Source organism: Maridesulfovibrio sp. (assembly GCF_963677005.1).
GTDB lineage: Bacteria > Desulfobacterota > Desulfovibrionia > Desulfovibrionales > Desulfovibrionaceae > Maridesulfovibrio.
The window spans coordinates 3,800,054-3,821,047 of record NZ_OY781616.1 but is presented as its reverse complement, the minus strand read 5'-3'; the positions used below and the strand labels follow the sequence as shown (position 1 = coordinate 3,821,047).

General features: G+C 52.9%; 23 protein-coding genes and 1 pseudogene. 21 read left to right on the top strand and 3 right to left on the bottom strand.

Going from position 1 to position 20,994, the window contains the following annotated elements; genetic code table 11:
- The first annotated feature begins 77 nt into the window (after positions 1 to 77).
- From ACKU4E_RS16805 to ACKU4E_RS16795, 3 genes are all read left to right on the top strand, one after another.
- Complete coding sequence (locus tag ACKU4E_RS16805; protein ID WP_320172232.1) at positions 78 to 503, top strand: nucleotidyltransferase substrate binding protein; 426 nt, start codon at positions 78 to 80, stop codon at positions 501 to 503.
- A gap of 1 nt (position 504) precedes the next feature.
- Positions 505 to 834, top strand: coding sequence for a nucleotidyltransferase domain-containing protein (locus ACKU4E_RS16800; RefSeq protein ID WP_320172231.1), 330 nt, complete (start codon positions 505 to 507; stop codon positions 832 to 834).
- 606 nt (positions 835 to 1,440) lie between these two features.
- On the top strand, positions 1,441 to 2,187 hold the full coding sequence (locus ACKU4E_RS16795) for a DUF364 domain-containing protein (protein ID WP_320172230.1): 747 nt from the start codon (positions 1,441 to 1,443) through the stop codon (positions 2,185 to 2,187).
- Positions 2,188 to 2,308: 121 nt separating this feature from the next.
- Here ACKU4E_RS16795 and ACKU4E_RS16790 read toward each other — a convergent pair whose 3' ends face one another.
- From ACKU4E_RS16790 to ACKU4E_RS16780, 3 genes are all read right to left on the bottom strand, one after another.
- Entirely contained in the window at positions 2,309 to 3,160 is an 852-nt protein-coding gene (locus tag ACKU4E_RS16790) for a MerR family DNA-binding transcriptional regulator (RefSeq protein WP_320172229.1), read from the bottom strand.
- Between the two features lie 149 nt (positions 3,161 to 3,309).
- Complete coding sequence (locus tag ACKU4E_RS16785) at positions 3,310 to 3,576, bottom strand: hypothetical protein (protein WP_320172228.1); 267 nt, start codon at positions 3,574 to 3,576, stop codon at positions 3,310 to 3,312.
- Positions 3,576 to 4,661, bottom strand: a complete 1,086-nt coding sequence (locus ACKU4E_RS16780; RefSeq protein WP_320172227.1) for a hypothetical protein — start codon at positions 4,659 to 4,661, stop codon at positions 3,576 to 3,578. The genes ACKU4E_RS16785 and ACKU4E_RS16780 overlap by 1 nt, the downstream gene beginning before the upstream one ends.
- A gap of 751 nt (positions 4,662 to 5,412) precedes the next feature.
- Here ACKU4E_RS16780 and ACKU4E_RS16775 point away from each other — a divergent pair.
- From ACKU4E_RS16775 to ACKU4E_RS16690, 18 genes and pseudogenes are all read left to right on the top strand, one after another.
- Positions 5,413 to 5,649 (top strand): annotated as a pseudogene (locus ACKU4E_RS16775) (BMC domain-containing protein); the annotation flags it as partial.
- 96 nt (positions 5,650 to 5,745) lie between these two features.
- A complete protein-coding gene (locus tag ACKU4E_RS16770; RefSeq protein WP_407944133.1) occupies positions 5,746 to 6,030 on the top strand; it encodes a BMC domain-containing protein in 285 nt (94 codons plus the stop codon).
- A gap of 64 nt (positions 6,031 to 6,094) precedes the next feature.
- A complete protein-coding gene (locus ACKU4E_RS16765; protein WP_320172225.1) occupies positions 6,095 to 7,582 on the top strand; it encodes an aldehyde dehydrogenase family protein in 1,488 nt (495 codons plus the stop codon).
- 31 nt (positions 7,583 to 7,613) lie between these two features.
- Positions 7,614 to 10,154 (top strand): choline trimethylamine-lyase, encoded by a 2,541-nt coding sequence (gene cutC, locus ACKU4E_RS16760; protein WP_320172224.1) that lies wholly within the window; start codon positions 7,614 to 7,616, stop codon positions 10,152 to 10,154.
- A 107-nt stretch (positions 10,155 to 10,261) separates the two neighbouring features.
- Complete coding sequence (cutD, locus tag ACKU4E_RS16755; protein ID WP_320172223.1) at positions 10,262 to 11,191, top strand: choline TMA-lyase-activating enzyme; 930 nt, start codon at positions 10,262 to 10,264, stop codon at positions 11,189 to 11,191.
- A gap of 30 nt (positions 11,192 to 11,221) precedes the next feature.
- Positions 11,222 to 11,821: a BMC domain-containing protein gene (locus ACKU4E_RS16750; protein WP_320172222.1), complete on the top strand. Its 600-nt coding sequence runs from the start codon at positions 11,222 to 11,224 to the stop codon at positions 11,819 to 11,821.
- Positions 11,822 to 11,825: 4 nt separating this feature from the next.
- Entirely contained in the window at positions 11,826 to 13,271 is a 1,446-nt protein-coding gene (locus tag ACKU4E_RS16745) for an acetaldehyde dehydrogenase (acetylating) (RefSeq protein ID WP_320172221.1), read from the top strand.
- 102 nt (positions 13,272 to 13,373) lie between these two features.
- On the top strand, positions 13,374 to 13,658 hold the full coding sequence (gene eutM / locus ACKU4E_RS16740; protein WP_320172220.1) for an ethanolamine utilization microcompartment protein EutM: 285 nt from the start codon (positions 13,374 to 13,376) through the stop codon (positions 13,656 to 13,658).
- A 154-nt stretch (positions 13,659 to 13,812) separates the two neighbouring features.
- Complete coding sequence (locus ACKU4E_RS16735) at positions 13,813 to 14,478, top strand: phosphate propanoyltransferase (RefSeq protein WP_320172219.1); 666 nt, start codon at positions 13,813 to 13,815, stop codon at positions 14,476 to 14,478.
- Positions 14,479 to 14,497: 19 nt separating this feature from the next.
- Positions 14,498 to 15,313 (top strand): ethanolamine utilization protein EutJ, encoded by an 816-nt coding sequence (gene eutJ, locus ACKU4E_RS16730; protein WP_320172218.1) that lies wholly within the window; start codon positions 14,498 to 14,500, stop codon positions 15,311 to 15,313.
- A gap of 93 nt (positions 15,314 to 15,406) precedes the next feature.
- Positions 15,407 to 16,006 (top strand): hypothetical protein, encoded by a 600-nt coding sequence (locus ACKU4E_RS16725; protein WP_320172217.1) that lies wholly within the window; start codon positions 15,407 to 15,409, stop codon positions 16,004 to 16,006.
- A gap of 10 nt (positions 16,007 to 16,016) precedes the next feature.
- On the top strand, positions 16,017 to 16,289 hold the full coding sequence (locus ACKU4E_RS16720) for a EutN/CcmL family microcompartment protein (protein ID WP_320172216.1): 273 nt from the start codon (positions 16,017 to 16,019) through the stop codon (positions 16,287 to 16,289).
- A gap of 5 nt (positions 16,290 to 16,294) precedes the next feature.
- On the top strand, positions 16,295 to 16,843 hold the full coding sequence (locus ACKU4E_RS16715; RefSeq protein WP_320172215.1) for a BMC domain-containing protein: 549 nt from the start codon (positions 16,295 to 16,297) through the stop codon (positions 16,841 to 16,843).
- A 2-nt stretch (positions 16,844 to 16,845) separates the two neighbouring features.
- Complete coding sequence (locus ACKU4E_RS16710) at positions 16,846 to 17,187, top strand: hypothetical protein (protein WP_320172214.1); 342 nt, start codon at positions 16,846 to 16,848, stop codon at positions 17,185 to 17,187.
- A gap of 27 nt (positions 17,188 to 17,214) precedes the next feature.
- Positions 17,215 to 17,502: a BMC domain-containing protein gene (locus ACKU4E_RS16705; RefSeq protein WP_320172213.1), complete on the top strand. Its 288-nt coding sequence runs from the start codon at positions 17,215 to 17,217 to the stop codon at positions 17,500 to 17,502.
- Positions 17,503 to 17,592: 90 nt separating this feature from the next.
- On the top strand, positions 17,593 to 18,702 hold the full coding sequence (locus ACKU4E_RS16700) for a 1-propanol dehydrogenase PduQ (RefSeq protein ID WP_320172212.1): 1,110 nt from the start codon (positions 17,593 to 17,595) through the stop codon (positions 18,700 to 18,702).
- 95 nt (positions 18,703 to 18,797) lie between these two features.
- Entirely contained in the window at positions 18,798 to 20,123 is a 1,326-nt protein-coding gene (locus tag ACKU4E_RS16695; RefSeq protein WP_320172211.1) for a 4Fe-4S dicluster domain-containing protein, read from the top strand.
- A gap of 94 nt (positions 20,124 to 20,217) precedes the next feature.
- A complete protein-coding gene (locus ACKU4E_RS16690) occupies positions 20,218 to 20,769 on the top strand; it encodes a BMC domain-containing protein (RefSeq protein WP_320172210.1) in 552 nt (183 codons plus the stop codon).
- Positions 20,770 to 20,994: the final 225 nt, after the last annotated feature.

The window sequence follows — 20,994 nt, the reverse complement described above, 5'->3', positions numbered from 1 at the left end:
GCTTGAAATTCTTGACCGTATGAAATAACCGGGACGAAAAATTCTTGGCGATATGGCTGTTTTAAGGGGGATGCTTAATGACTGATCAGGATGTGCGCTGGAAACAACGTTTCAGCAATTATTTAAAGGCACTGGACAGACTTACCAAAGCCGTTGAGTTGGCCGGAGAACGCCCTCTTTCCGATCTGGAAGAACAAGGTATGATCCAGGGATTTGAGTTCACCCACGAACTGGCTTGGAATGTTTTAAAAGACTTTTTGAAACATCAGGGAATCAGCAACCTCATCGGCTCAAAAGATGCTGTCCGTTCCGCATTTCAAAACGGCCTGATTGAAGACGGCGATATCTGGATGAGCATGATTCTGGACCGTAACCGCTCTTCCCACACCTATAACGAGGATACGGCAAGGGAGATTGCCACAAAAATTCTGGAGGACTACCACCCCGCATTTCGTCAAATGGCAGAACGGTTCAAGACCATTCGTGACAAATACGAGGATTAGTATGCGTTTTGGACTCAAAGAGGAAGTCATACAGAGGATATGCTCTATTATTCACAGCTATCCGTCAGTGGAAAAGGTGATCCTGTTCGGTTCACGGGCCAAGGGCTGTCACAATCCCGGTTCAGATATTGATCTGACCCTTGTGGGGGATGCCATAACATCCACAGAACGAGACCGCATTCTTTTGGCTCTTGATGATCTTTTTCTGCCGTACATTATTGATTTGAATTTGTTGCGCCAGATAACATCTGAAGATTTGCGGGAGCATATTGATCGGGTCGGGGTTGAATTTTGCTCTTGTCCGGATTCCGGGGTTGAAGAAGATGAGTGATATGATGCTTGCGGTATTTTTTTGATTTTGCGGCTACTTTTATGGACATGGCAGGCCGAGACTAAACAATGGGGCGCAAACCCGATTGATAAAATTTCCAATTGTCGCACAACGGTAAATCCAATTTTCGCCCGCCCACTCTACTCAGGTATTCATTGTCGCGAAGCATTTTAGGGCGTAGGCTTTATGCGGCGGAAGTCCCGGAGGGTCGTATACAGCGTATGTACGCTAAACGGAGCAACAAATGTTTTTTTATCTGATTGTCGCAGTCGTTGTTTGTATTTATTGCATAAACAGCCGTTCCATGCCCCTGGGCGAGAGCATTGTTGCAGGCCTTGCCTGGCCCGTGACGTTTTTCCTGTACCTGTTCACCATGGCTACAGGCCGATCGGTGCGTAATCCGTTTCCAAGTGTAAACGGAGGTTCTTGCGGACGAGGTAAGAACCGAGGACGAAAAAGACGATAGTACCCACCAACCAAAGCACGAAAAATTTCTTTTGCTTCATTTTTGGGAAAAGACATGTTGAGATTGCTGACATCAATGACGGCATTTCAGCCTATTAAAAGACATTGCACGTTCAAACGGAGAATGGTGAGGTAAATATTATGAGTATTTGCAAACAGCTGATGGAAAGCATGCAGCCTAAGGCTGAAGGTAAAATTTTGGAAAATCTGACCATCGGTTTGGGATACACTGCCGTGTGCACCAGCGATGGCGGAATCGGGATTGCCTTTACTCCCGAATCAAACAAGGGCGGATGTTCGGTGCTTTCTCCCAAAGAAGATTATGAAGGCAGGCCGGCATCGGAAGTACTGGAACTGCTTCTATCGAACAAGGACCTGCACCGGACCATCGGCCTGGCACTGGTCAACGCCTTGAATCATGCCCAGGCCCGGAATCTGCCGGAGGATAGGGACAACTCGGTTATGTTCGATACGTTGGGCATAGTCGAGGGGACCAGAATCGCCATGGTGGGACACTTTGCACCCATTGTTGCACGCCTTGAGGAAAGAGGGGCTCTGGTTGAGGTCGTCGACAGGGGAAAAGGATTGGGGGATGAACTGCAGTTCCGGGAAAAACTGGGCTCCTGGGCTCAGGTAGCCATAGTGACCTCCACCAGTATCATCAACAACACGCTGGATGATCTGCTCGACCACATGGGCAAAGATGTGCGCGTGGCGCTTATGGGCCCTTCCACTCCATTGCTGAAAGAGCCGTTTCAGGGGAATGTCTGCCTGCTCGCCGGGACCGTGCCCATGGATTCCGCGGCAACGCTGAGGGCTGTGCGGCAGGCCAAGGGTACGCCTGTAATTCAGAAGTTTTCCAAAAAAACACTTCTCGTTGTGGAGTAGGATTGCGATTTTTTTCTGCAAAAAACAAAGTTACCGATAACTACGCCGCTGTACAGAGACAGGACGGGACCGGCACCAATAGGATAAAAAAGCCGCACACGGTTCAGCCCGATGTAGGCGATCAGCTTTCCGGATCACCCCTTCTGGAGACTTTGATCAGCACTTCGGTGACGAACTTGGCGCTGTTGTTGGTGGTCCAGTAGTCGGTTACATACCTTTCAAAGGAATCCTGTCCCAGAACGTAACTGCTGTTTGCGGCCCAGCGTTCCATCTTCATGTAGGTTTTGTGGATATCCTCGTGGGCTCCGGTGTGGTAGCAGGAGAGCATCATCTCTCCGCCAAACTGATATGAAAAATCATCGCTGCAGGGAACAATTGTTTTCTGCAGCATTTTTATTTTTTGATCCACACCCTCGATGCGGTCTTTACGGGAGGAAAAATTGATGATGACCGGTCCGGTGATTTCGTTGTTCACCTCTTCCACATGCTGGGTGAATTCAAGATTGATGATCGACCACTGGAGATCGTTCTCGAACTTCTGGTCCTGAAAAAGCAGGTCTTCGCTTTCGATGTATTTTACCGAGACTTCACTGATGCTGTTGTCGATGACCATTTCCGCCTCACGGACCAGCTCGGACCAGTCCTTGACCGATACATGCATACGGCGGATTTTTTCCTGCTCTTCCTCAAGGGCTCTGATCTTTGCTCTGAATGACCGCTGGATGGATTTGAAGACATGCTGGGAATTGCCCTCAATGAATTCCTTCATTTCCTCAAGGGTAAATCCCATCTGCTTGTAATATTTGATAACCGGAACAGCCAGCAGAGACTCCCGGGTGTAATATCGGTAGTTGTTGTAATCGTGCCTTTGCGAAGGGATGAGATTAATCTGGTCGTAGTAACGGAGTGCTTTTTTGGATATGTTGCAGAGTTTGCTCATCTCTCCGATAAAATAGCGTTCCTTGTACTTCACAGTTCTCTCCTCCAGTTTTTATGGTCCGGCATTTCCGATTATTATTCAACAGAATATTAACGTATATTGAAATGGGTTCCTCTGAACGAAAAAGCGGGGAGAGCCTCTTTCCAGAGGCCGCTCCCCTTATATCGGTGAGGTGATGAAGTTTAATCTTTAATATACTTATTAATAGTCGCGGCACCTTCTTCGTGAGCCCGGTAGTAGACTCGCAGGTCCTGATTGGAATCGAGATCGAAACGGGATTCTTCTATCAGACCGTTTGCTTCCGCTGTCATAAGCGCATTGATTACCGCAGGCTTTTTGAATGCCTTGAAATGACCGTACTGATCTCTGAGGGCATCCATAACGCAGTCGGCACAGGCTTCTTCAACTTTGGTGACGTATTTGAGAATGGCGTAGTTAAGGGGAATCATTATGCTGTCTCCTCATTTTTCTTGAACAGGTCCATGGGGTTCATGGAAATGATGAAGATACCGATAACCATGATTACCGCAGCAGCCCAGGCAACAGGAGGCATATCCCAGCCTTCCATGCCCATGGCCACACCGAGAATTATCCAGCAGCAGAAAGGTCCCCAGAAGGAGAAGGTTCCGTTGCAGGACATGCCCAGAGCGGCGCCGCACATTGCGTTTCCTTTATACCAGTACATGAAGGTAAGGTAAGCGGAGAGACCGGCAAGAACAAACCAGATCATGGCTTCACCGTCGGTAAAGGACTGGGCGACCATGGAGAAGCTGTCCACATGGGCAATGAAACCGAACAGGGGCACCAGAATGAAGAGGTTGGAAAGTCCGGAAGTAACCTGACGGATGGTGATACCTATTTCAGGATCGATCATGGAAGTACCGTAACCGCATACACAACCTTCGATTCCCCAGCACAGAGCAGCGAGAAAACCGAAGAACAGGCCGAGCATCATGTTGGGCCCGCCGGCATCACCAAGGCTGGTGGAACCGATCATGAAACTTGCGCCGAAGCAGATGGCGATACCGAGCAGCATACGCCCGTTAAGCTCCTGTTTGAAGAGGAAACGGCCGAGTATCGCGCCGATGGCCGGACAAAGTGCGGCAATGGGCACAACCAGTGAACCGGCAAGCTGCAGCCCTACTACGTAGGCAGTACTTGCCAGCGGTCCGCCGATGACTGCGGCGGCAACCATAACCAGGCCGGGTTTGGTTTTGATGCAGCGCAGAAAATCAGTGAAACGTCCGCGAAGTCCGGCAAAGCCGACAGCCCATACAGCACTGCATGTATCGGTTGTTGCAGCACCGATGGCGCTCAGAAGATACATGACCGCGAAAGCGGACAAACCGGAATTTTCACCATACCACTGGACCCAGATGCCCTTGGACATTCCCAGAGTCATGAATGCAGTATAGAAACCGTACAACAATCCAGAAAGCAGAGCGATGATTATGCCCTGTCTGCGGAAGCTGCTGGCCAGCTTCGTTTTTGCAGCGACGGCTGCAGGGTTGATTGCAACAGTAGCTTCCCCCATGCTCGTCTCCTTACACATTAAAAGTTAATCCGAAAGTCACACCCATAATCCCTGCATCTTGATAAAAACACATAAATATATTTCGGCATAACAGGGAAATCATCCTTCCCCTTACAGGAAGGTCCTATTTTTTAAATTTATATCCTTTCCCTTAAGGGGAAGGTCAATGTGAATTCCCGGACATACTTTGAATTGACTTTCATAGTGCATGCAAAAAAAGAGATAAAGCAAAAATATATTATTGTATATCAACCGTTTAGACAAAACTGCGACTAAAAGACGAAAAAAAATCGCAGTTTATTCCCCTCTCATAATTTCAGGGGCGGATATGCAGCTTCCAAAGACTTCCTTTCTTTAAAAACTGGTTTGGTCGATCAGTAGTCCAACGAAACCTCTGACGGTATAGATTCAAACCTTTATCGGCTTTCGTATAAAAATCCTGAATTCCGGTTCAGTTCTTTTTCAGTGAGCGAAATAGCCCGCACAGGAAGATGTGACTGCTCATAGCTAAATTGATTCTAAAAATCACTACCATTTGGTTTTGTACGAAAATGTAATCCTAAAATACACTGTTCTTTTAGCTGGTTAAGACAAAAAGATGCTAAATTTGTGAACCACCTGTTGACCTTCCCCCTTAGGTCAGGGGTTAGGCTGAGGCTCGGATGTGGAAAAGGTGGATTCTTAAGACAAACATCCGTCAAAAGTCATAAGTCGTGGTTTTGAACCGACATACCAGCTCAATGGAGACTACATGAGGTACCAAGGCGAAGAAGCTCTCGGGCTTATCGAAACTCTAGGAATGGTTCCGGCCATCGGTGGCACGGACCAGATGCTCAAGACAGCAGACGTGAAACTCGTGGGTTACGAGAATATCGGATCTACCCTAGTGGCCGTCATGGTCAAGGGCGATGTAGCTGCAGTCAAGGCTTCCGTAGATGCGGGCGCTGCAACCGCAAGTGAAATCGGAAAGCTTACCGCTCAGAACGTTATGCCCCGCCCCATTCGCGGCGTCGGCGACATCGTATCCGTCCACGGTGTGGAGACCACGGACGATACAGATGCAACCGGCCCGAGACCCAGGGCAATGGGCCTGATTGAGACATTCGGCATTGTTTTTGTGCTCGAAGCTGCAGATGCCATGATGAAAGCGGCGGATGTTGAACTGATCGGTTACGAGAACGTTGCCTCCGGGTATATTTCCGTACTGGTTCAGGGCGATGTCGCAGCCTGCCAGGCCGCTGTCGAAGCGGGCGTCAAGGCCGTGGAAAACATGGGAACCGAGGTCTACGCCTCACTGGTCATTCCCACCCCCCACCGCGACCTTGCGCAGATCACCAAGGTCTACGCAATCGACAACCTGCTTCCCTAACCGGGATTCAGGCGGACTACCGGGTAACGGATACACGTTTCAGTCACAGATAAAGGGGTAAGCAATGATTGTCGACAACGATCTGCTCTCTATCCAGCAGGCCAGAATTCTGGCGGAAAACGGGTTTGAGGCCCAGAAAAAGCTGGCAACCTTCACGCAGGAAAAGCTTGATGAAATTGTCGAGCATATTGCGGAAGCTGTTGAAGAGCATGCCGAGGAGCTGGCCCGTATGTCTCATGAAGAGACAGACGGCGGCAAATGGCAGGACAAGCTGGTCAAGAACCGTTTTGTCTGTAATCAGGTCCGCAATGAACTGCGCGGCATGCGCTGCGTCGGTATCATAAACGAGGACCCGCAGAAAAAGATTACCGACATAGGCGTTCCCGTTGGACTCATTGCTTCCCTGTGCCCGGTGACAAGCCCGGTTTCAACAACGGTTTACAATACCCTGATTGCGATAAAGTCTGGAAACGGTGTTATTTTTTCCCCTCACCCCGGTGCAGCCAAAAGCATTGGCCGGGTTCTGGACATAATGATCAGCGCCGGGAATTCGTGCGGCCTTCCCGAAGGAAGCCTTTCCTATCTGGAGACCGTCACCAAGAGCGGAACCTGTGAACTTATGAACCACAGGAATGTTTCTCTGGTAATGATCACCGGAGTGCCCGGCATGATCAAAGCGGCCCAGAAGACCGGCAAACCGGTCATCTACGGGGGGACCGGAAACGGTCCGGCATTCATCGAACGCACTGCCGACATTGGGCAGGCTGTCAAAGACATCATTGCCAGCAAGACTTTTGATAACGGGATTGCTCCGTCCGCGGAGCAATCCATCGTTGTCGACTCCTGCGTTGCAGGGGATGTCCGCTGTGCACTGACTTCCTGCGGAGCCTACTTCATGTCCGAAGGTGAAGCCGAATCGCTGGCCGGACTGTTCTTCGCACCGGACGGACAACGCAGAAAAGGCATGGCCGGTCAATCGGCGCAGGTTCTGGCCCGCAGAGCCGGTTTCAACGTGCCGGAAAACACGACCGTGCTGGTGGCGGAACGCGAATACGTTTCCGACACCGATCCCTATTACAGAGAATTTCTTTCCCCTGTACTGGCCCTTTATGTGGAGGACGACTGGATGCACGCCTGCGAAAAGTGCATCGAGCTTCTGCTTCACGAAAGGAGCGCCCATACACTGGTCATTCATTCCGCGGATGAGGATGTAATCCTTCAGTTCGCCATGAAAAAACCGGTGGGACGGCTGCTGGTAAACACCCCGGCGGCATTCGGCGGCATGGGTGCCACCACCAATCTCTTTCCTTCCATGACCCTCGGCAGCTCCTCTGCCGGTTTCGGAATCACCTCCGACAACGTCTCGCCCATGAACCTGATCTACGTCAGGAAGGTCGGCCACGGGGTCCGCTGCATGGACGCAGTGGCGGCGGAAAGCGCAGGTACAGGGAAGCAGCCGAAAACAAAAGTAAACGATTCAAATATGGTGCAGATAATTCAACAAATTCTGCAAAAAGCCATTGAAGCCATAGATGATCCTGCGGATCGCTAAAGAATCAAATCCCATAAACGGAGGAAATACAGTGGATCTTCAAAGTTTTTCCAACAAGCTTGCAGAAGCTACAAAAAACCTTACCGCTGAGGAACGTGCCTCGCTGAAGAAGATTTTCGAAGGCGTTTCCGCAGAGGTTTTCAAGACCGAAGCAGAACAGCCCGCAGCGGTCTGCACCAAGACCGGCGGAATCCCTGACGGACCGACCGAACGTCACGTGAAACTGAAAGAGAATTTTCTCAAGCAGGTTCCCTCCGTCAGTGTGCACAGTGCACGCGTAATGACCGAGATTGCAAAAGAAAATCCGGGCCTTCCCGCCGCCCTTCTGCGCGGTAAAAGCTTTCGCCGCAGTTGCGAAACCGCACCTCTGGTTATTCAGGATCATGAACTTATCGTAGGAGCCCCCACCGGCGCCCCCCGTACCGGTTCCTTCTCCCCTGAAATAGCCTGGCGCTGGATGCGTGACGAACTGGAAACCATCGGCACCCGCCCGCAGGACCCCTTCCATATTTCCGAAGAAGACAAAAAATACATGAAGGAAGAGCTTTTCCCCTTCTGGGAAAACAAATCCCTTGATGAATACTGCGAAGGCCAGTACCGCGAAGCAGGACTCTGGGAACTCTCCGGAGAATCCTATGTTTCCGACTGCTCCTACCATGCAGTGAACGGCGGCGGCGACTCCAACCCCGGCTATGACGTCATCCTGATGAAAAAAGGCATGCTCGACATCGTTGCCGAAGCCAAGGATCACCTCGCCCATCTTGATTACGCCAATCCCGATGATTTCGATAAAATATACTTCTACAAATCCGTAATCGATACTGCCGAAGGTGTAATGATCTACGCCAAACGCATCTCCGATTACGCAGCCGAACTGGCCGCCAGGGAAACCGATCCCAAACGCAAGGCCGAACTGCTCAGGATTTCCGAAGTCAACGCCCGTGTTCCCGCACACAAGCCCGAAACTTTCTGGGAAGCAATCCAGGCAGTCTGGACCGTTGAGTCCCTGCTGGTTGTTGAAGAAAACCAGACCGGCATGTCCATCGGCCGTGTTGACCAGTACATGTATCCTCTCTTCAAGGCGGATCTCGAAGCCGGCCGTATGACCGAGTACGAAGCATTCGACCTTGCCGGCTGCATGCTCATCAAGATGTCCGAAATGATGTGGCTTACCAGTGCGGAAGCTTCCAAATTCTTCGCCGGTTACCAGCCTTTTGTTAACATGTGCGTGGGCGGTGTTACCCGTGAAGGTTACGACGCCACCAACGATCTGACCTACCTGCTCATGGATGCGGTCCGTCACGTTCGTATCTACCAGCCTTCTCTGGCAACCCGCGTTCATACCAAGTCTCCCCAGAAATATCTGAAAAAGATCGTTGACGTCATCCGCTCCGGCATGGGTTTTCCGGCCGTACACTTTGACGATGCACACATCAAAATGATGCTCGCAAAGGGCGTATCCATTGAAGATTCCCGTGACTACTGCCTCATGGGTTGTGTTGAACCCCAGAAGTCCGGCCGTCTCTACCAGTGGACTTCCACCGGCTACACCCAGTGGCCCATCTGCATCGAACTGGTGCTCAACCACGGTGTACCGCTCTGGTACGGCAAGCAGGTCTGCCCGGATATGGGACCGCTTGAAGCATACGACACCTACGAAAAATTCGAAGCTGCCGTTAAGGAACAGATCAAGTACATCACCAAGTGGACCAGCGTTGCCACCGTAATTTCCCAGCGCGTTCATAGGGAGCATGCTCCTAAACCCCTCATGTCCCTTATGTACGAAGGCACCATGGAGTCCGGCCGTGACGTTTCCGCAGGCGGCGCCATGTACAACTTCGGACCCGGTGTTGTCTGGTCCGGCCTCGCCACATACGCCGACTCCATGGCCGCCATTAAAAAGCTGGTTTACGATGACAAAAAATATACCCTTGCCCAGCTCAACGAAGCCCTCGTTGCCGAGTTCAAGGGTTACGACCAGATCAAGGCCGACTGCCTCGCAGCACCCAAGTACGGCAACGATGACGACTATGCCGACATGATCGCGGCCGATCTCATCCACTTCACCGAAACCGAGCACCGCAAGTACAGAACCCTGTACTCCGTTCTCAGCCACGGAACCCTGTCCATTTCGAACAACACCCCGTTCGGACAGCTTCTCGGAGCTTCCGCCAACGGCCGTGATGCCTGGATGCCCCTTTCCGACGGCATCAGCCCGACTCAGGGTGCGGACTACAAAGGCCCCACCGCCATTATCAAGTCCGTTTCCAAAATGGCCAACGACAACATGAACATCGGCATGGTCCACAACTTCAAGATCATGGCCGGACTGCTTGATACCCCCGAAGGGGAAAACGGCATCATCACCCTGCTGCGCACCGCAAACGCTCTGGGTAACGGTGAAATGCAGTTCAACTACCTTGATAACGAAACCCTGCTTGATGCCCAGAAGAACCCCGACAAGTACCGCGACCTCGTTGTGCGCGTGGCCGGTTACTCCGCGTTCTTCGTGGAACTCTGCAAGGACGTTCAGGACGAAATCATCAGCCGTACCATGCTGAATGAAATCTAGAGCGCGGCACGAAGGGGAGAATCCCCTTTGGAACCTTTGATCAAGCTCAACGAGAATAAAATAATCCCTCGGGATTCGAGTGTACCAAACAGCAAGAGAATTAAACCGTGATTGAAAGAAAAGCTCAGATATTCAATGTACAGAAGTACAATATGCATGACGGTCCGGGAGTCAGAACTCTCGTATTCTTTCAGGGTTGCCCCCTGCGCTGTGAATGGTGCTCGAATCCCGAGGGGCAGTATAAACGCTACCAGATTCTTTACAAAAAAGATCAGTGCGTGAACTGCGGAGCCTGCGTCTCCGTATGTCCTGCGGACGTGCACAAAATCGATGCCGCAGGAAAACATTTCATTGACCGCAAAGCCGAGTGCGTGGGCTGTCGCAAATGTGAAGCAGCCTGCCGCAAAAATGCGCTGGCCGTTGTGGGCGAATCAAAAACCATCTCCGAACTCGTGGACATTATAGAAGAAGACCGGCCTTTCTACGAAACATCCGGCGGCGGGGTTACGCTTGGCGGCGGCGAAGTGCTGGCTCAGCCGGAAGCGGCGGCAAGTCTGCTGCAGGCCTGCAGACAGAACGGAATAAACACCGCCATAGAAACCTGCGGTTATGCCCGGCCGGAAGTATTCGAAAAAGTGGCCGACTACGTGGACCTCTTTCTCTTCGATGTCAAACACATGAATCCCGAACGCCACCGAGAACTGACCGGCGTGCGTAATGAAATGATTCTCTCCAATCTGATCTGGCTGCTGGAGAACAGGCACAACGTCAGGATCAGAATGCCGCTCCTCAAGGGAGTCAACGACGGGGAAGAGGAAATTCTGCAACTGGTGGAGCTGCTCAAGCCCTATCAGGACCTTAAAAATTTCAAAGGTGTGGACCTGCTGCCCTACCACAAGATGGGTGTGAACAAGTACAACCAGCTAGGCTGGAAGTATCCCGTGGACGGTGACCCCAAGCTCAGCGATGCCGATCTCGAACGTATTGAGCAGGGCATAAGCAAATATAATTTTCCGGTCTCAGTGGTCAGACACTGATCCTATTCAGCGACAAGGGAGAACTGAGCTATGAACGCACTTGGATTCATTGAAACAAAAGGTCTGCTGGCCGTAATTGAAGGCGCAGACGCCATGCTCAAGGCGGCGGATGTGGCCCTGCTGGAAAAGAATCTTGCAGGCGGCGGGCTGGTGTCCGTCACGGTCACCGGAGAGGTTTCCGCTGTGCAGGCCGCAGTTGAAGCAGGAACAGCAGCCATCAGCCGCATAGCCGGTGCGGAGCTGGTTTCCCGTCATGTGATCGCCCGCCCGTATGAAGAACTGTCCCGGATAATATCCACAACTGTTCCGATGATGGAAGATGAAGAAATTTCAGAGGAAACCGCAACGGAATTCCTCCCTGAAGAAGCACATGAAGAGCCTGTCCCCGTAGAAGATGGAAAGGCCGAAACTGAAGCCGGTCCGGTTCAGCAAAGCACACCGGAAAAAAAACCGGCTGATGAAACACCGAAGTTCCGGATTGCGGAACTCAGGAAAATGAAAATCAACAGGATTCGGCAGATAGCCAGAAGCTTGCGCGGCATTTCCCTGACCCCCGATGAGGTCAAAAATGCCACCAAGAAAGCCCTGATTGACGCGATTATAAATGTTACCAGGCAGATAGAGGAGTAATCCAATGGTAGACAAAGATTTATTATCTATGCAGGAAGCCCGTTCACTGGTCCGTGCCGCTAAAGAAGCACAGGCCAAGCTGGCGGAAATGACTCAGGAACAGGTAGACGGCATTGTAAAGGCCATTTCCGAAGCAGCTTATGCCCAGGCGGAAACACTCGCGGCACTCGCTGTTGAAGAAACCGGTTTCGGTAAGGTTCAGGACAAGACCACCAAGAACATCCTTGCCAGTCAGGGCCTGTTTAAAGCCATCAAGGATATGAAAACCATCGGTGTGCTTAAGGACGACAAGGAAAAGAAAGTTGTCGAGATAGCAGTACCCATGGGGGTTATCGCAGGGATCGTTCCCTCCACCAACCCCACATCCACGACCATTTACAAATCCATGATCGCCCTGAAGTCCGGGAACGCCATTGTGTTCACCCCGCACCCCAGCGCCAAGAAATGCATCGGCAAAACCGTTGAAATGATCCGTTCCGTACTCCACGACTGCGGCGTATGTGAAGATCTGGTCAGCGTCATGAGCGTACCCACCATTCAGGGCAGCGGCGAACTCATGAAAGTTGCCGACCTCATCCTCGCCACCGGCGGTCCCGGCATGGTCAAGGCAGCGTACAGCTCCGGTACTCCCGCTCTGGGAGTAGGTGCAGGCAACGTCCCGGCCTATATCGAAAGATCTGCGGACATCAAGGACGCAGTCAGCAAGATTTTTGCAAGTAAGACCTTTGATAACGGCACAGTATGCGCATCCGAGCAGTCCGTGGTCACCGAGTCCTGCATTGCCGAACAGGTCAAGGCTGAACTCATCGCGCAGGGCGGTTACTTCCTCTACGGCGACAACCTCACCAAGGTCAAAGCCGTCATGGAACGCGGCAACGGTTCCATGAACCCCGCTATCGTAGGTCGCGACGCAGCAACCATCGCCAAGCTGGCCGGAATTTCCATTCCTGCAGGAACCCGTCTGCTCATCTCCGATGAAAAGGGTGTCGGCGCAAAATATCCTTTCTCCAAGGAAAAACTCACCGCGCTCCTCGGCTTCTACGTTGTCGAAGACTGGAAGGAATCCTGCGAACTCTGCCACGCCCTGCTGGTAAACGGCGGCGTTGGCCATTCCCTGGCCATTCATTCCAAGAACGAGGAAGTCATCCGCGAATTCGGCATGAAGAAGCCCGTTTCCAGAATGCTGGTCAACACCCCTTCCACTCACGGCGCAGTGGGCCTCTCCACTTCGCTTTTCCCGTCCTTCACCCTTGGTTGCGGTGCTGTAGGCGGAAGCGCAACTTCCGACAACGTTACTCCGTACAACCTCATGAACGTCAGAAGGATGGCCTACGACCTCGGAAACACTTCCTGCAGCCACGCTCCGGAAGCTCACGGCAGCGAATCCGATTCCATCGACGTGCAGGCGATTACCGCTCTGATCGTCGAGCAGCTCAAACAGATGGTCTAGCCGGAAGCCGAAACTTCCAGCTCAAAATATAAAAAGCCATTCCCGTACAAGGGAACAAAGGATGGCCGCAAGGCCGATAAATCAATTTAAAGGAGAACTAAAATGTCCTCATTGAACGCACTGGGTATGATTGAAACCAAAGGCCTCGTCGGCGCGATTGAAGCAGCTGATGCTATGGTAAAAGCTGCAAACGTAACCCTGATCGGCAAGACTCAGGTCGGCGGCGGTCTCGTAACCGTTATGGTTCGCGGCGATGTAGGCGCTGTAAAGGCAGCCACCGATGCAGGCGCAGCCGCTGCACAGAACGTTGGTGAACTCATCAGCGTACATGTAATCCCCCGCCCCCACGGCGAAGTAGAAATCATCCTTCCCAAAGCTGAAGGTTAATCAAGCTTGAATGCCGCAGGTTCGCCTGCAGCATCAGGACCGGGGAAAGGCGGTACGCCGCATGTACCCTTTTCCCCGGTCGTAATCGCGAGGCCGTACCGCGTACAACGCGATACCTGATTATAACGGACAATATTTTCACACAGAAATGAGCATGAACGAACAAGCCATTACCGAAATCATGGAAGGGGTCATCAAAGGCGTAATCGCCCAGTTGAAGACCGAGGCTCCGCACATCTCCGTTTCCCAGGGAACAGGCGAACCCATCCCCGTTGAACTCTCCGCACGCCACGTTCACCTCAGCGAACACGACGCCCTTGAGCTTTTCGGAAAGCCCCTGACCCCGGTACGCGAACTTTCCCAGCCGGGACAATTCCTCGCCGAGGAACGTGTGCGGCTTATCGGGCCCAAAGGAGTCATGGACAACGTAGCCGTGCTCGGACCGGCCAGATCCGCTTCACAGGTAGAAATTTCCAATACTGAAGCCCGCACTCTCGGCATCAAGGCCCCGGTTCGCCAGTCCGGTGACATTGCCGGAACTCCCGGCATCATCCTCGCTTCCCAGACCGGAATCGTCGGCCTTGAGGAAGGGGTGATCGTCGCCGCCCGCCACATCCACATGTCGCCCGAAGACGGAGACAAGTACGGCGTTAAAGACAAGGACCGCGTCTGCGTGCGTCTCGAAAGCGAACGTCCGGTTATCCTCGAGGACGTTGTCGTAAGGGTCAATCCCGAATTCAAACTCGCCATGCATATCGATCCGGATGAAGGCAACAGCGCAGGCTGGAACAAGTCCGTTATCGGCAAGATCGTAAGATAGAAATAAGGGAAAGACGAGAATGGATTTTTCAACAATAGACCGGATGATCAGCGAGCTTGAAAGCTGTATCGAGAACACTGTGCCCGTAAAACCTGACGAGGAACTGCTTGTGGGTGTGGACCTCGGCACCGCTTACATTGTGGTGGTGGTCCTGAACAGCAGAAAGCAGCCGGTGGCCTGTGCCATGGAATTCGCGCGGGTTATCAGGGACGGTCTGGTTGTTGACTACATGGGTGCTGCCCGCATCACCCGCAAACTGATCGGCGAGCTTGAAGAAAGACTCGGCCGCAAGCTGGAACGGGCCGCCATCGCGGTTCCCCCGGGAACCGGCCAAAAGGACATAACCACCCATCAGTACGTGGTGGAAGCCGCCGGTCTGGAAGTGACTTCTGTGCTGGATGAGCCTACTGCGGCAAACGCCGTTCTCGGCATTGAAAACGGAGTCATCGTTGATATCGGCGGCGGCACCACCGGGCTTTCCGTGCTGGAAAACGGCGAAGTTGTTTACGTGGCGGACGAACCAACCGGTGGAACCCACGTCACTCTCGTACTTTCCGGCAGTTACAAAATCAGCTTTGAAGAAGCCGAAGATCTGAAAAAGGTTGACGGACGTCAGGCCGAGATCCTGCCTGTCGTCCGTCCGGTGGTTCAAAAAATGGGGTCCATTGTCAGGAACCATATAAAGGGTCGCGATATTTCGGCCATCTATCTTGTAGGCGGCACCTGCTGCCTCAGGGACATGGAAAAAGTGGTGGAAAAGGAAGTGGGCATCCCGGTTTACAAACCGGCCAACCCGTTTCTGGTAACCCCGCTGGGCATAGCCTTGAACTGCTGAAAGCAGGCCGTAGCGGAATAAAAATTTTATGAGGAACCGGAGACCCTTTTCAATAAGGTTCCGGTTAACGAAGGGCTGCCGGAGACAACTCAAATGAGCGTAGACGTAAACGAACTGGTAAAATCCATCGCAGCAGAAGTGCTGAAGCAACTCAAGCCCGAAGCAGCAAGGGACTGCGTGCTGGTTATGGCCGAGCACGACTGCCTTGTGGCCGAAAAGGTTCGCAACAGCCTGGGCGATGGGTACGATTACTGTTTCTTTGGTGAGAAAACACCCTGCACTGAATTCAGCCGTTACATTGTTCCCTCTCTCTGCGTCTGCGAAATGTCCGACCTTGCAGTCGGCAAAGCCCACGGCAGGATCATGACCGAGGTTCTGAGACAGCTGTTGCTTGGTCGCGCGGTGGAAGTTCTGGAATTCGGCTACGAAGCATACAGCCAGACAGCTCCCGGTCCGTTGTATGCCCTGTATGAAGCCCATGAGAAAACCCTTGCAGGCTTCGGCCTGAAAAGGTTTCAGCGCCCCATGCCCGAGTCCCTGAAATTCAGGGAAAATCTGATCACCGAAAAGGTAATCGGCAGGGCTGCGGAACAGGGTGTGAAAGAGCTTGTTGTCTTGCCGGAAGCCAGAATCACTCCTCTGGCAGCGGAAGCGGCAAAAGAATTGAACATCAACATCAGCAAGACCCTTTAAGGACTGTTTTATGATTATCTGCAAAGTTGTCGGAAATGTCTGGGCCACCCGCAAGAAGGATGAACTGAGCGGGGAGAAGCTGATGGTTGTTCAGCGGCTCGATATCGAGGAAAAAGGCAGCGATGAAATTTTCGTGGCTGTGGACTGCGTTGGTGCGGGCATCGGAGAACAGGTTCTGGTTACCACCGGAAGCTCCGCCCGCATGGCTCTGCGCAACCATGAAGCCCCGGTGGATGCCGCTATCGTGGGCATTATTGACGAAGTTCAGGCACAGGTAAGGTAAACCCCGTGGATACGCTGGGCATAGTCGAAAGCAAAAGCATTGCCGCCGGTATTCAACTGGCCGATGCCATGATGAAGGCTGCGGATGTGGAACTGGTGCGGGCCGCCCCCATCTGTTCCGGCAGGTACCTGATCTTTGTTTCCGGCAACCGAGCCGCAGTCGGCGCCAGTGTTGATGCTGCGGTCAACTACGGTCACAGGCTGATGGGAAGTTTCGTTATTTCCAATCTGTCACCGGAAGTTGCGGCTGTGCTGAAAAAAAACGTCCCTCTTGAACACGTGCAGGCTGTGGGCGTGGTTGAGTGCCGGTCCGTATCCTCCGGAGTTGCCGCGGCTGACGCAGCGGTGAAGCGTTCCGGCATCGAACTGGCCCGTTTTGCCGCCGGGCAGGGAATAAACGGCAAATCATATTTCGTTATGAGCGGTGATGTTGCGGCTGTTCAGGAAGCTGCGGACGCGGCATCCGCCGTTCTGGGCAAGAATCTTGTTGAGGCGGTCGTCATCCCCGGACCCGACGCCTCGGTCGTAAAGGCCTTAGTACGGGGAACGAGGTAAAGATGAAAAAGAAACTTATCGAAGCAGGAAATATCGACTGCTTCATCAGCCCTGAAAGCCACACCCTTTATGTGGACAGTTCCATGATCCTTACTCCCGGAGCCAAAGACGAACTCCGTAAGAGAAAGATCAGCATCACCCGCGTGGAAGACTCCGCTGCTGTTGCCGCAGAAGGCAAAGGCGGATGCGGCAACCCGGCCTGTACCAAGGAAGTGTGTGACGAGTGCGAAGGACTGGTCATGGGAATCGCGGTCCTGCTCAAAGAAGAATACGGCATAACCGATCTGTCCAAACTCAAGGATCTGAGTTTCTCGATAGCAGAAGCGGTTAAAGCGAATATTTAAAAATCAGTACATTAACAGGAGAAAAAGATGACATCTCTCAACGCTCTCGGAATGGTTGAAACCAGAGGTCTTGTAGGCGCGGTGGAAGCTGCCGATGCCATGGTCAAAGCCGCCAATGTTGTGCTTATCGGCCGCGAACAGGTCGGCGGAGGACTGGTTACCGTAATGGTGCGCGGCGACGTCGGCGCGGTCAAGGCAGCCGTTGATGCCGGTGCAGCCGCAGCCGAAAGGGTCGGAGAACTGCGCAGCGTACACGTAATCCCCCGTCCGCACAGCGAAGTGGAAATCATCCTTCCCAAAAATACAGCCAGATAAGGCTCTCCCGGGCGCAGGCTTCCACCCCCTTACGCCTGCGCCCTGTAATGATTTTTAACCTGATAGTTTCGGATTTTATCGGAGAAAAAGGTGACACAGTTTTACGGAAAAACAAAGATCTGCTACGGAGAGGACGCTCTGGACAATCTGGAGACCATACCGTCGAAGCGGGCTTTTATTGTTACCGATCCCTTCATGGTCAAGACCGGATTTGCGGACCGGGTCCGCACCCATCTGGACCGTAACGGGATTCCCTACATTATATTTGATGAGGTTGAACCTGATCCCTCCCTGGAGACAGTTACCAGGGGAGCACAGATTTTTCTTAAAAATCAGGCGGACCTGATCATCGCGCTGGGCGGGGGGTCCCCCATTGACGCTGCGAAGTCCATATCATTTTTCGCGGGCAAAGCCCTCGAAGGAAAGACCAGGCCGATGCTGGTGGCCATCCCCACTACGAGCGGCACCGGGGCTGAAGTGACCAGCATTGCCGTGGTCACCGACAAGGTCAATGAGGTCAAGATTCCCCTTAACGATGAAATGCTCATCCCGGATATGGCTATCCTCGATTCCCGTTTCACCCGCACCCTGCCGCCGCATGTAACCGCTGCCACGGGCATGGATGTTCTGACCCACGCCATCGAAGCCTACACCTCCCGTCAGGCCAACGCTTTTACTTCCATCTATGCAAGATACGCTATCCGCTACGTATTCAAGTATCTCAAGCGCGCCTATATGAACGGTGACGATATGGAAGCCCGCGATCACATGCTGCTTGGTTCCTGCATGGCAGGTATGGCTTTCAATAACAGCGGGCTGGGTATCACACACTCAATCGCCCACTCACTCGGTGGAATTTTCCACGTGCCGCACGGACTCGCCAATGCGGTGGTCCTGCCTCACGCGATCAAGTTCAACAGCTTTGATGTGGGTATCCGCTACCACGAAATAGCCACCATGCTGGGCCTGCCTGCGAAAACAGTGGAAGAAGGCACCAGAAGCCTGATCGAAGCTGTGAGCGGCTTGAACGAGTTCATGGGTATTCCCAACAATATCGGTGAATTGAAAATTGACGAAAATATTTTCCGGTCCAGCCTGGACACCATTGCCCGCAATGTGCTCGACGATATCTGCACTGCAGGCAACCCCAGAATTCCTTCCCGCTATGACGTAAAGGAACTTCTGCTCAAGGCCTGGTAACAGGCCGTTCAGGAAGGCCGGTACAGCAGGTCCCCTTGGAATTCCGATTGGTTTTCCCCGTTTATTATCGAAAACGAATGAAAGGGTATAATTAAATGGCAGTAAATATAGTTGACGTAATTAGAGAGAATGGCGTTGTCGGAGCCGGTGGAGCCGGTCTTCCGACCCATGTCAAGGCCGAGGCCACGGTGGATACCGTTCTGGTGAACGGCGCCTCCTGTGAACCTCTGCTGATGAGCGACCCCTATCTCATGGAAGAGGAAGTGGACACCATGATTCGCGGTCTGGAAGCGATCATGGACTGTACCGGAGCAGGCAAAGGCATCATCTGCCTCAAGGGCAAGCATGAAAAGGCTGTAAAAGCCGTGAAGGATGCTGTTGCCCGTGACGCATCCGGTCGTCTGGAATGCTTTGTTCTTAAAGATTTCTACCCTGCCGGAGATGAGCAGGTGCTGGTCTACGAAGTGCTCGGCCGTACCGTTCCCGAACGCGGCATTCCCCTTCAGGTCGGTGCAGTGGTCAGCAACACCGAATCCCTTTTCAATGTGGCCAGAGCCATGGAAGGAAAGCCGGTTACCCACCGCTACCTGACCGTGGGCGGAGAAATACGTAATCCCATGGTTGTAAAGGTCCCTGTCGGCACCCTTGTTTCCGAAGTACTGGAATTCGCCGGCGGACCGACCATTTCCGATTACAAGGTCGTGGACGGCGGCCCCATGATGGGCCGGGTTCTTCCCGATACCGCCCAGCCGGTGACCAAAACCACCAGCGGACTTCTGGTGCTGCCGCCCGATCATAACGTCATTGCCGCCAAGGTCATGGACCCGGACAAGCTCCGCCGCATAACCAATACCGTATGCTGCCAGTGTTCGCGCTGTACCGACCTCTGCCCGCGCAACCTGCTGGGCCATTCCCTGCACCCGCACAAACTCATGCGGGTACTGGTAAACAACGAACTGGACAGCGATATCGCCAAAGAAGCCCTGCTCTGCTCCGAGTGCGGCGTCTGTGAAAAATTCGCCTGCCCGATGATGGTTTCCCCGCGTGAGGTCAACGCCCGGATCAAACGCATTCTCATGAAGGAACGCATTACCTGGGAATCCAAGGGAAATACGCTGGCTGCCAACCCGTACCGTGAAAGCAGAGCCATCCCCACGAAACGCCTTATCCAGCGCCTGAACCTTGCAAAATATGACGTCCATCCCGGATATGCAGGAGAATTCACTCCCGAGTCGGTCAGCATTCGTCTGGGTCAGCACATCGGTGCTCCGGCAAAATGTGTTGTTTCCGCCGGGGACAGCGTATCTTGCGGCGACCTGATCGGAGAAATCCCCGAAGGCGCCATGGGTGCAAGGGTTCACGCCAGCATCGACGGAACAGTAGCAAGTGTTGATAACGGCGTAGTAGTCATCAGGAAATAATCAGCAGGTACTGCAAAGGGGCCAGGCTCCTTTGAACGCCCGAAGCGAACCTGTCAAAAGCGCAAAGCGCGTCCCCTTCCAAAGGAGATATAAAATGAATTTACGTACTATCGGTTGTGTTGAGCTGAACAGCGTTGCCCACGGCATGCACACCGCAGATGAAATGCTCAAGGCCGCACAGGTGGAACTGGTCATGGCCCGCCCCACCTGCCCGGGCAGATATATTGTAGTAGTCACCGGTGATACCGGAGCGGTCAAGAGTTCCGTAGAAGTCGGCTGTGAAATCGGTGCGGACATGGTTGTAGACCACTTCACCATCCCCAGTGTGCACATGGATGTCATTCCCGCCCTCAGCGGAACATCACTGGTGCCCGGTATCGATGCTCTCGGAGTTATTGAAACCTGCACCACCGCATCATGCATTCTCGCTGCCGATGCAGCAGCCAAGGCAGCCAATGTAAGCCTCATCGAAATCCGCATGGCCGCAGGTCTTGCCGGCAAGGCATTCGTAACCATGACCGGCGATGTGGGCTCCGTAAAAGCTTCCGTTGAAGCAGGAGTGGAAGGCGTCGGCGATTCCGGTCCGGTCCACAGCCATGTGGTCATTCCTTCCCCCAGTGAAGAGATCAAAGCCCAGCTCATTTAGGCCGGGGCTCAGTCTGTACATATTAACACGGGTTCCGAGATGACACCCTCGGAACAGACCTCCTCCCGGCACATGTAACCCCTTCAGCATGTGCCGGACTTTTTTCAACGTGGCGACATCCTTAACTTAGCCAAAAGACATCTGAAAGACTGGATTCGATGCGCTTCGCGCTTTTGGTGATTTGATTTCGCTGCCTGCGGCCAAAGGGGATAATCCCCTTTGGAA

Bases quoted from the DNA above. Each gene is read 5' to 3' on its own strand.
- ACKU4E_RS16735 (WP_320172219.1), top strand. From the start codon at position 13,813: ATGAACGAACAAGCCATTACCGAAATCATGGAAGGGGTCATCAAAGGC.
- ACKU4E_RS16745 (WP_320172221.1), top strand. From the start codon at position 11,826: ATGGTAGACAAAGATTTATTATCTATGCAGGAAGCCCGTTCACTGGTC.
- ACKU4E_RS16785 (WP_320172228.1), bottom strand. From the start codon at position 3,576: ATGATTCCCCTTAACTACGCCATTCTCAAATACGTCACCAAAGTTGAA.
- ACKU4E_RS16795 (WP_320172230.1), top strand. From the start codon at position 1,441: ATGAGTATTTGCAAACAGCTGATGGAAAGCATGCAGCCTAAGGCTGAA.
- ACKU4E_RS16780 (WP_320172227.1), bottom strand. From the start codon at position 4,661: ATGGGGGAAGCTACTGTTGCAATCAACCCTGCAGCCGTCGCTGCAAAA.
- ACKU4E_RS16720 (WP_320172216.1), top strand. From the start codon at position 16,017: ATGATTATCTGCAAAGTTGTCGGAAATGTCTGGGCCACCCGCAAGAAG.
- ACKU4E_RS16770 (WP_407944133.1), top strand. From the start codon at position 5,746: ATGGGCCTGATTGAGACATTCGGCATTGTTTTTGTGCTCGAAGCTGCA.
- ACKU4E_RS16705 (WP_320172213.1), top strand. From the start codon at position 17,215: ATGACATCTCTCAACGCTCTCGGAATGGTTGAAACCAGAGGTCTTGTA.
- eutJ (WP_320172218.1), top strand. From the start codon at position 14,498: ATGGATTTTTCAACAATAGACCGGATGATCAGCGAGCTTGAAAGCTGT.
- ACKU4E_RS16695 (WP_320172211.1), top strand. From the start codon at position 18,798: ATGGCAGTAAATATAGTTGACGTAATTAGAGAGAATGGCGTTGTCGGA.
- eutM (WP_320172220.1), top strand. From the start codon at position 13,374: ATGTCCTCATTGAACGCACTGGGTATGATTGAAACCAAAGGCCTCGTC.
- ACKU4E_RS16725 (WP_320172217.1), top strand. From the start codon at position 15,407: ATGAGCGTAGACGTAAACGAACTGGTAAAATCCATCGCAGCAGAAGTG.
- ACKU4E_RS16710 (WP_320172214.1), top strand. From the start codon at position 16,846: ATGAAAAAGAAACTTATCGAAGCAGGAAATATCGACTGCTTCATCAGC.
- ACKU4E_RS16750 (WP_320172222.1), top strand. From the start codon at position 11,222: ATGAACGCACTTGGATTCATTGAAACAAAAGGTCTGCTGGCCGTAATT.
- ACKU4E_RS16690 (WP_320172210.1), top strand. From the start codon at position 20,218: ATGAATTTACGTACTATCGGTTGTGTTGAGCTGAACAGCGTTGCCCAC.
- ACKU4E_RS16800 (WP_320172231.1), top strand. From the start codon at position 505: ATGCGTTTTGGACTCAAAGAGGAAGTCATACAGAGGATATGCTCTATT.
- ACKU4E_RS16805 (WP_320172232.1), top strand. From the start codon at position 78: ATGACTGATCAGGATGTGCGCTGGAAACAACGTTTCAGCAATTATTTA.
- ACKU4E_RS16765 (WP_320172225.1), top strand. From the start codon at position 6,095: ATGATTGTCGACAACGATCTGCTCTCTATCCAGCAGGCCAGAATTCTG.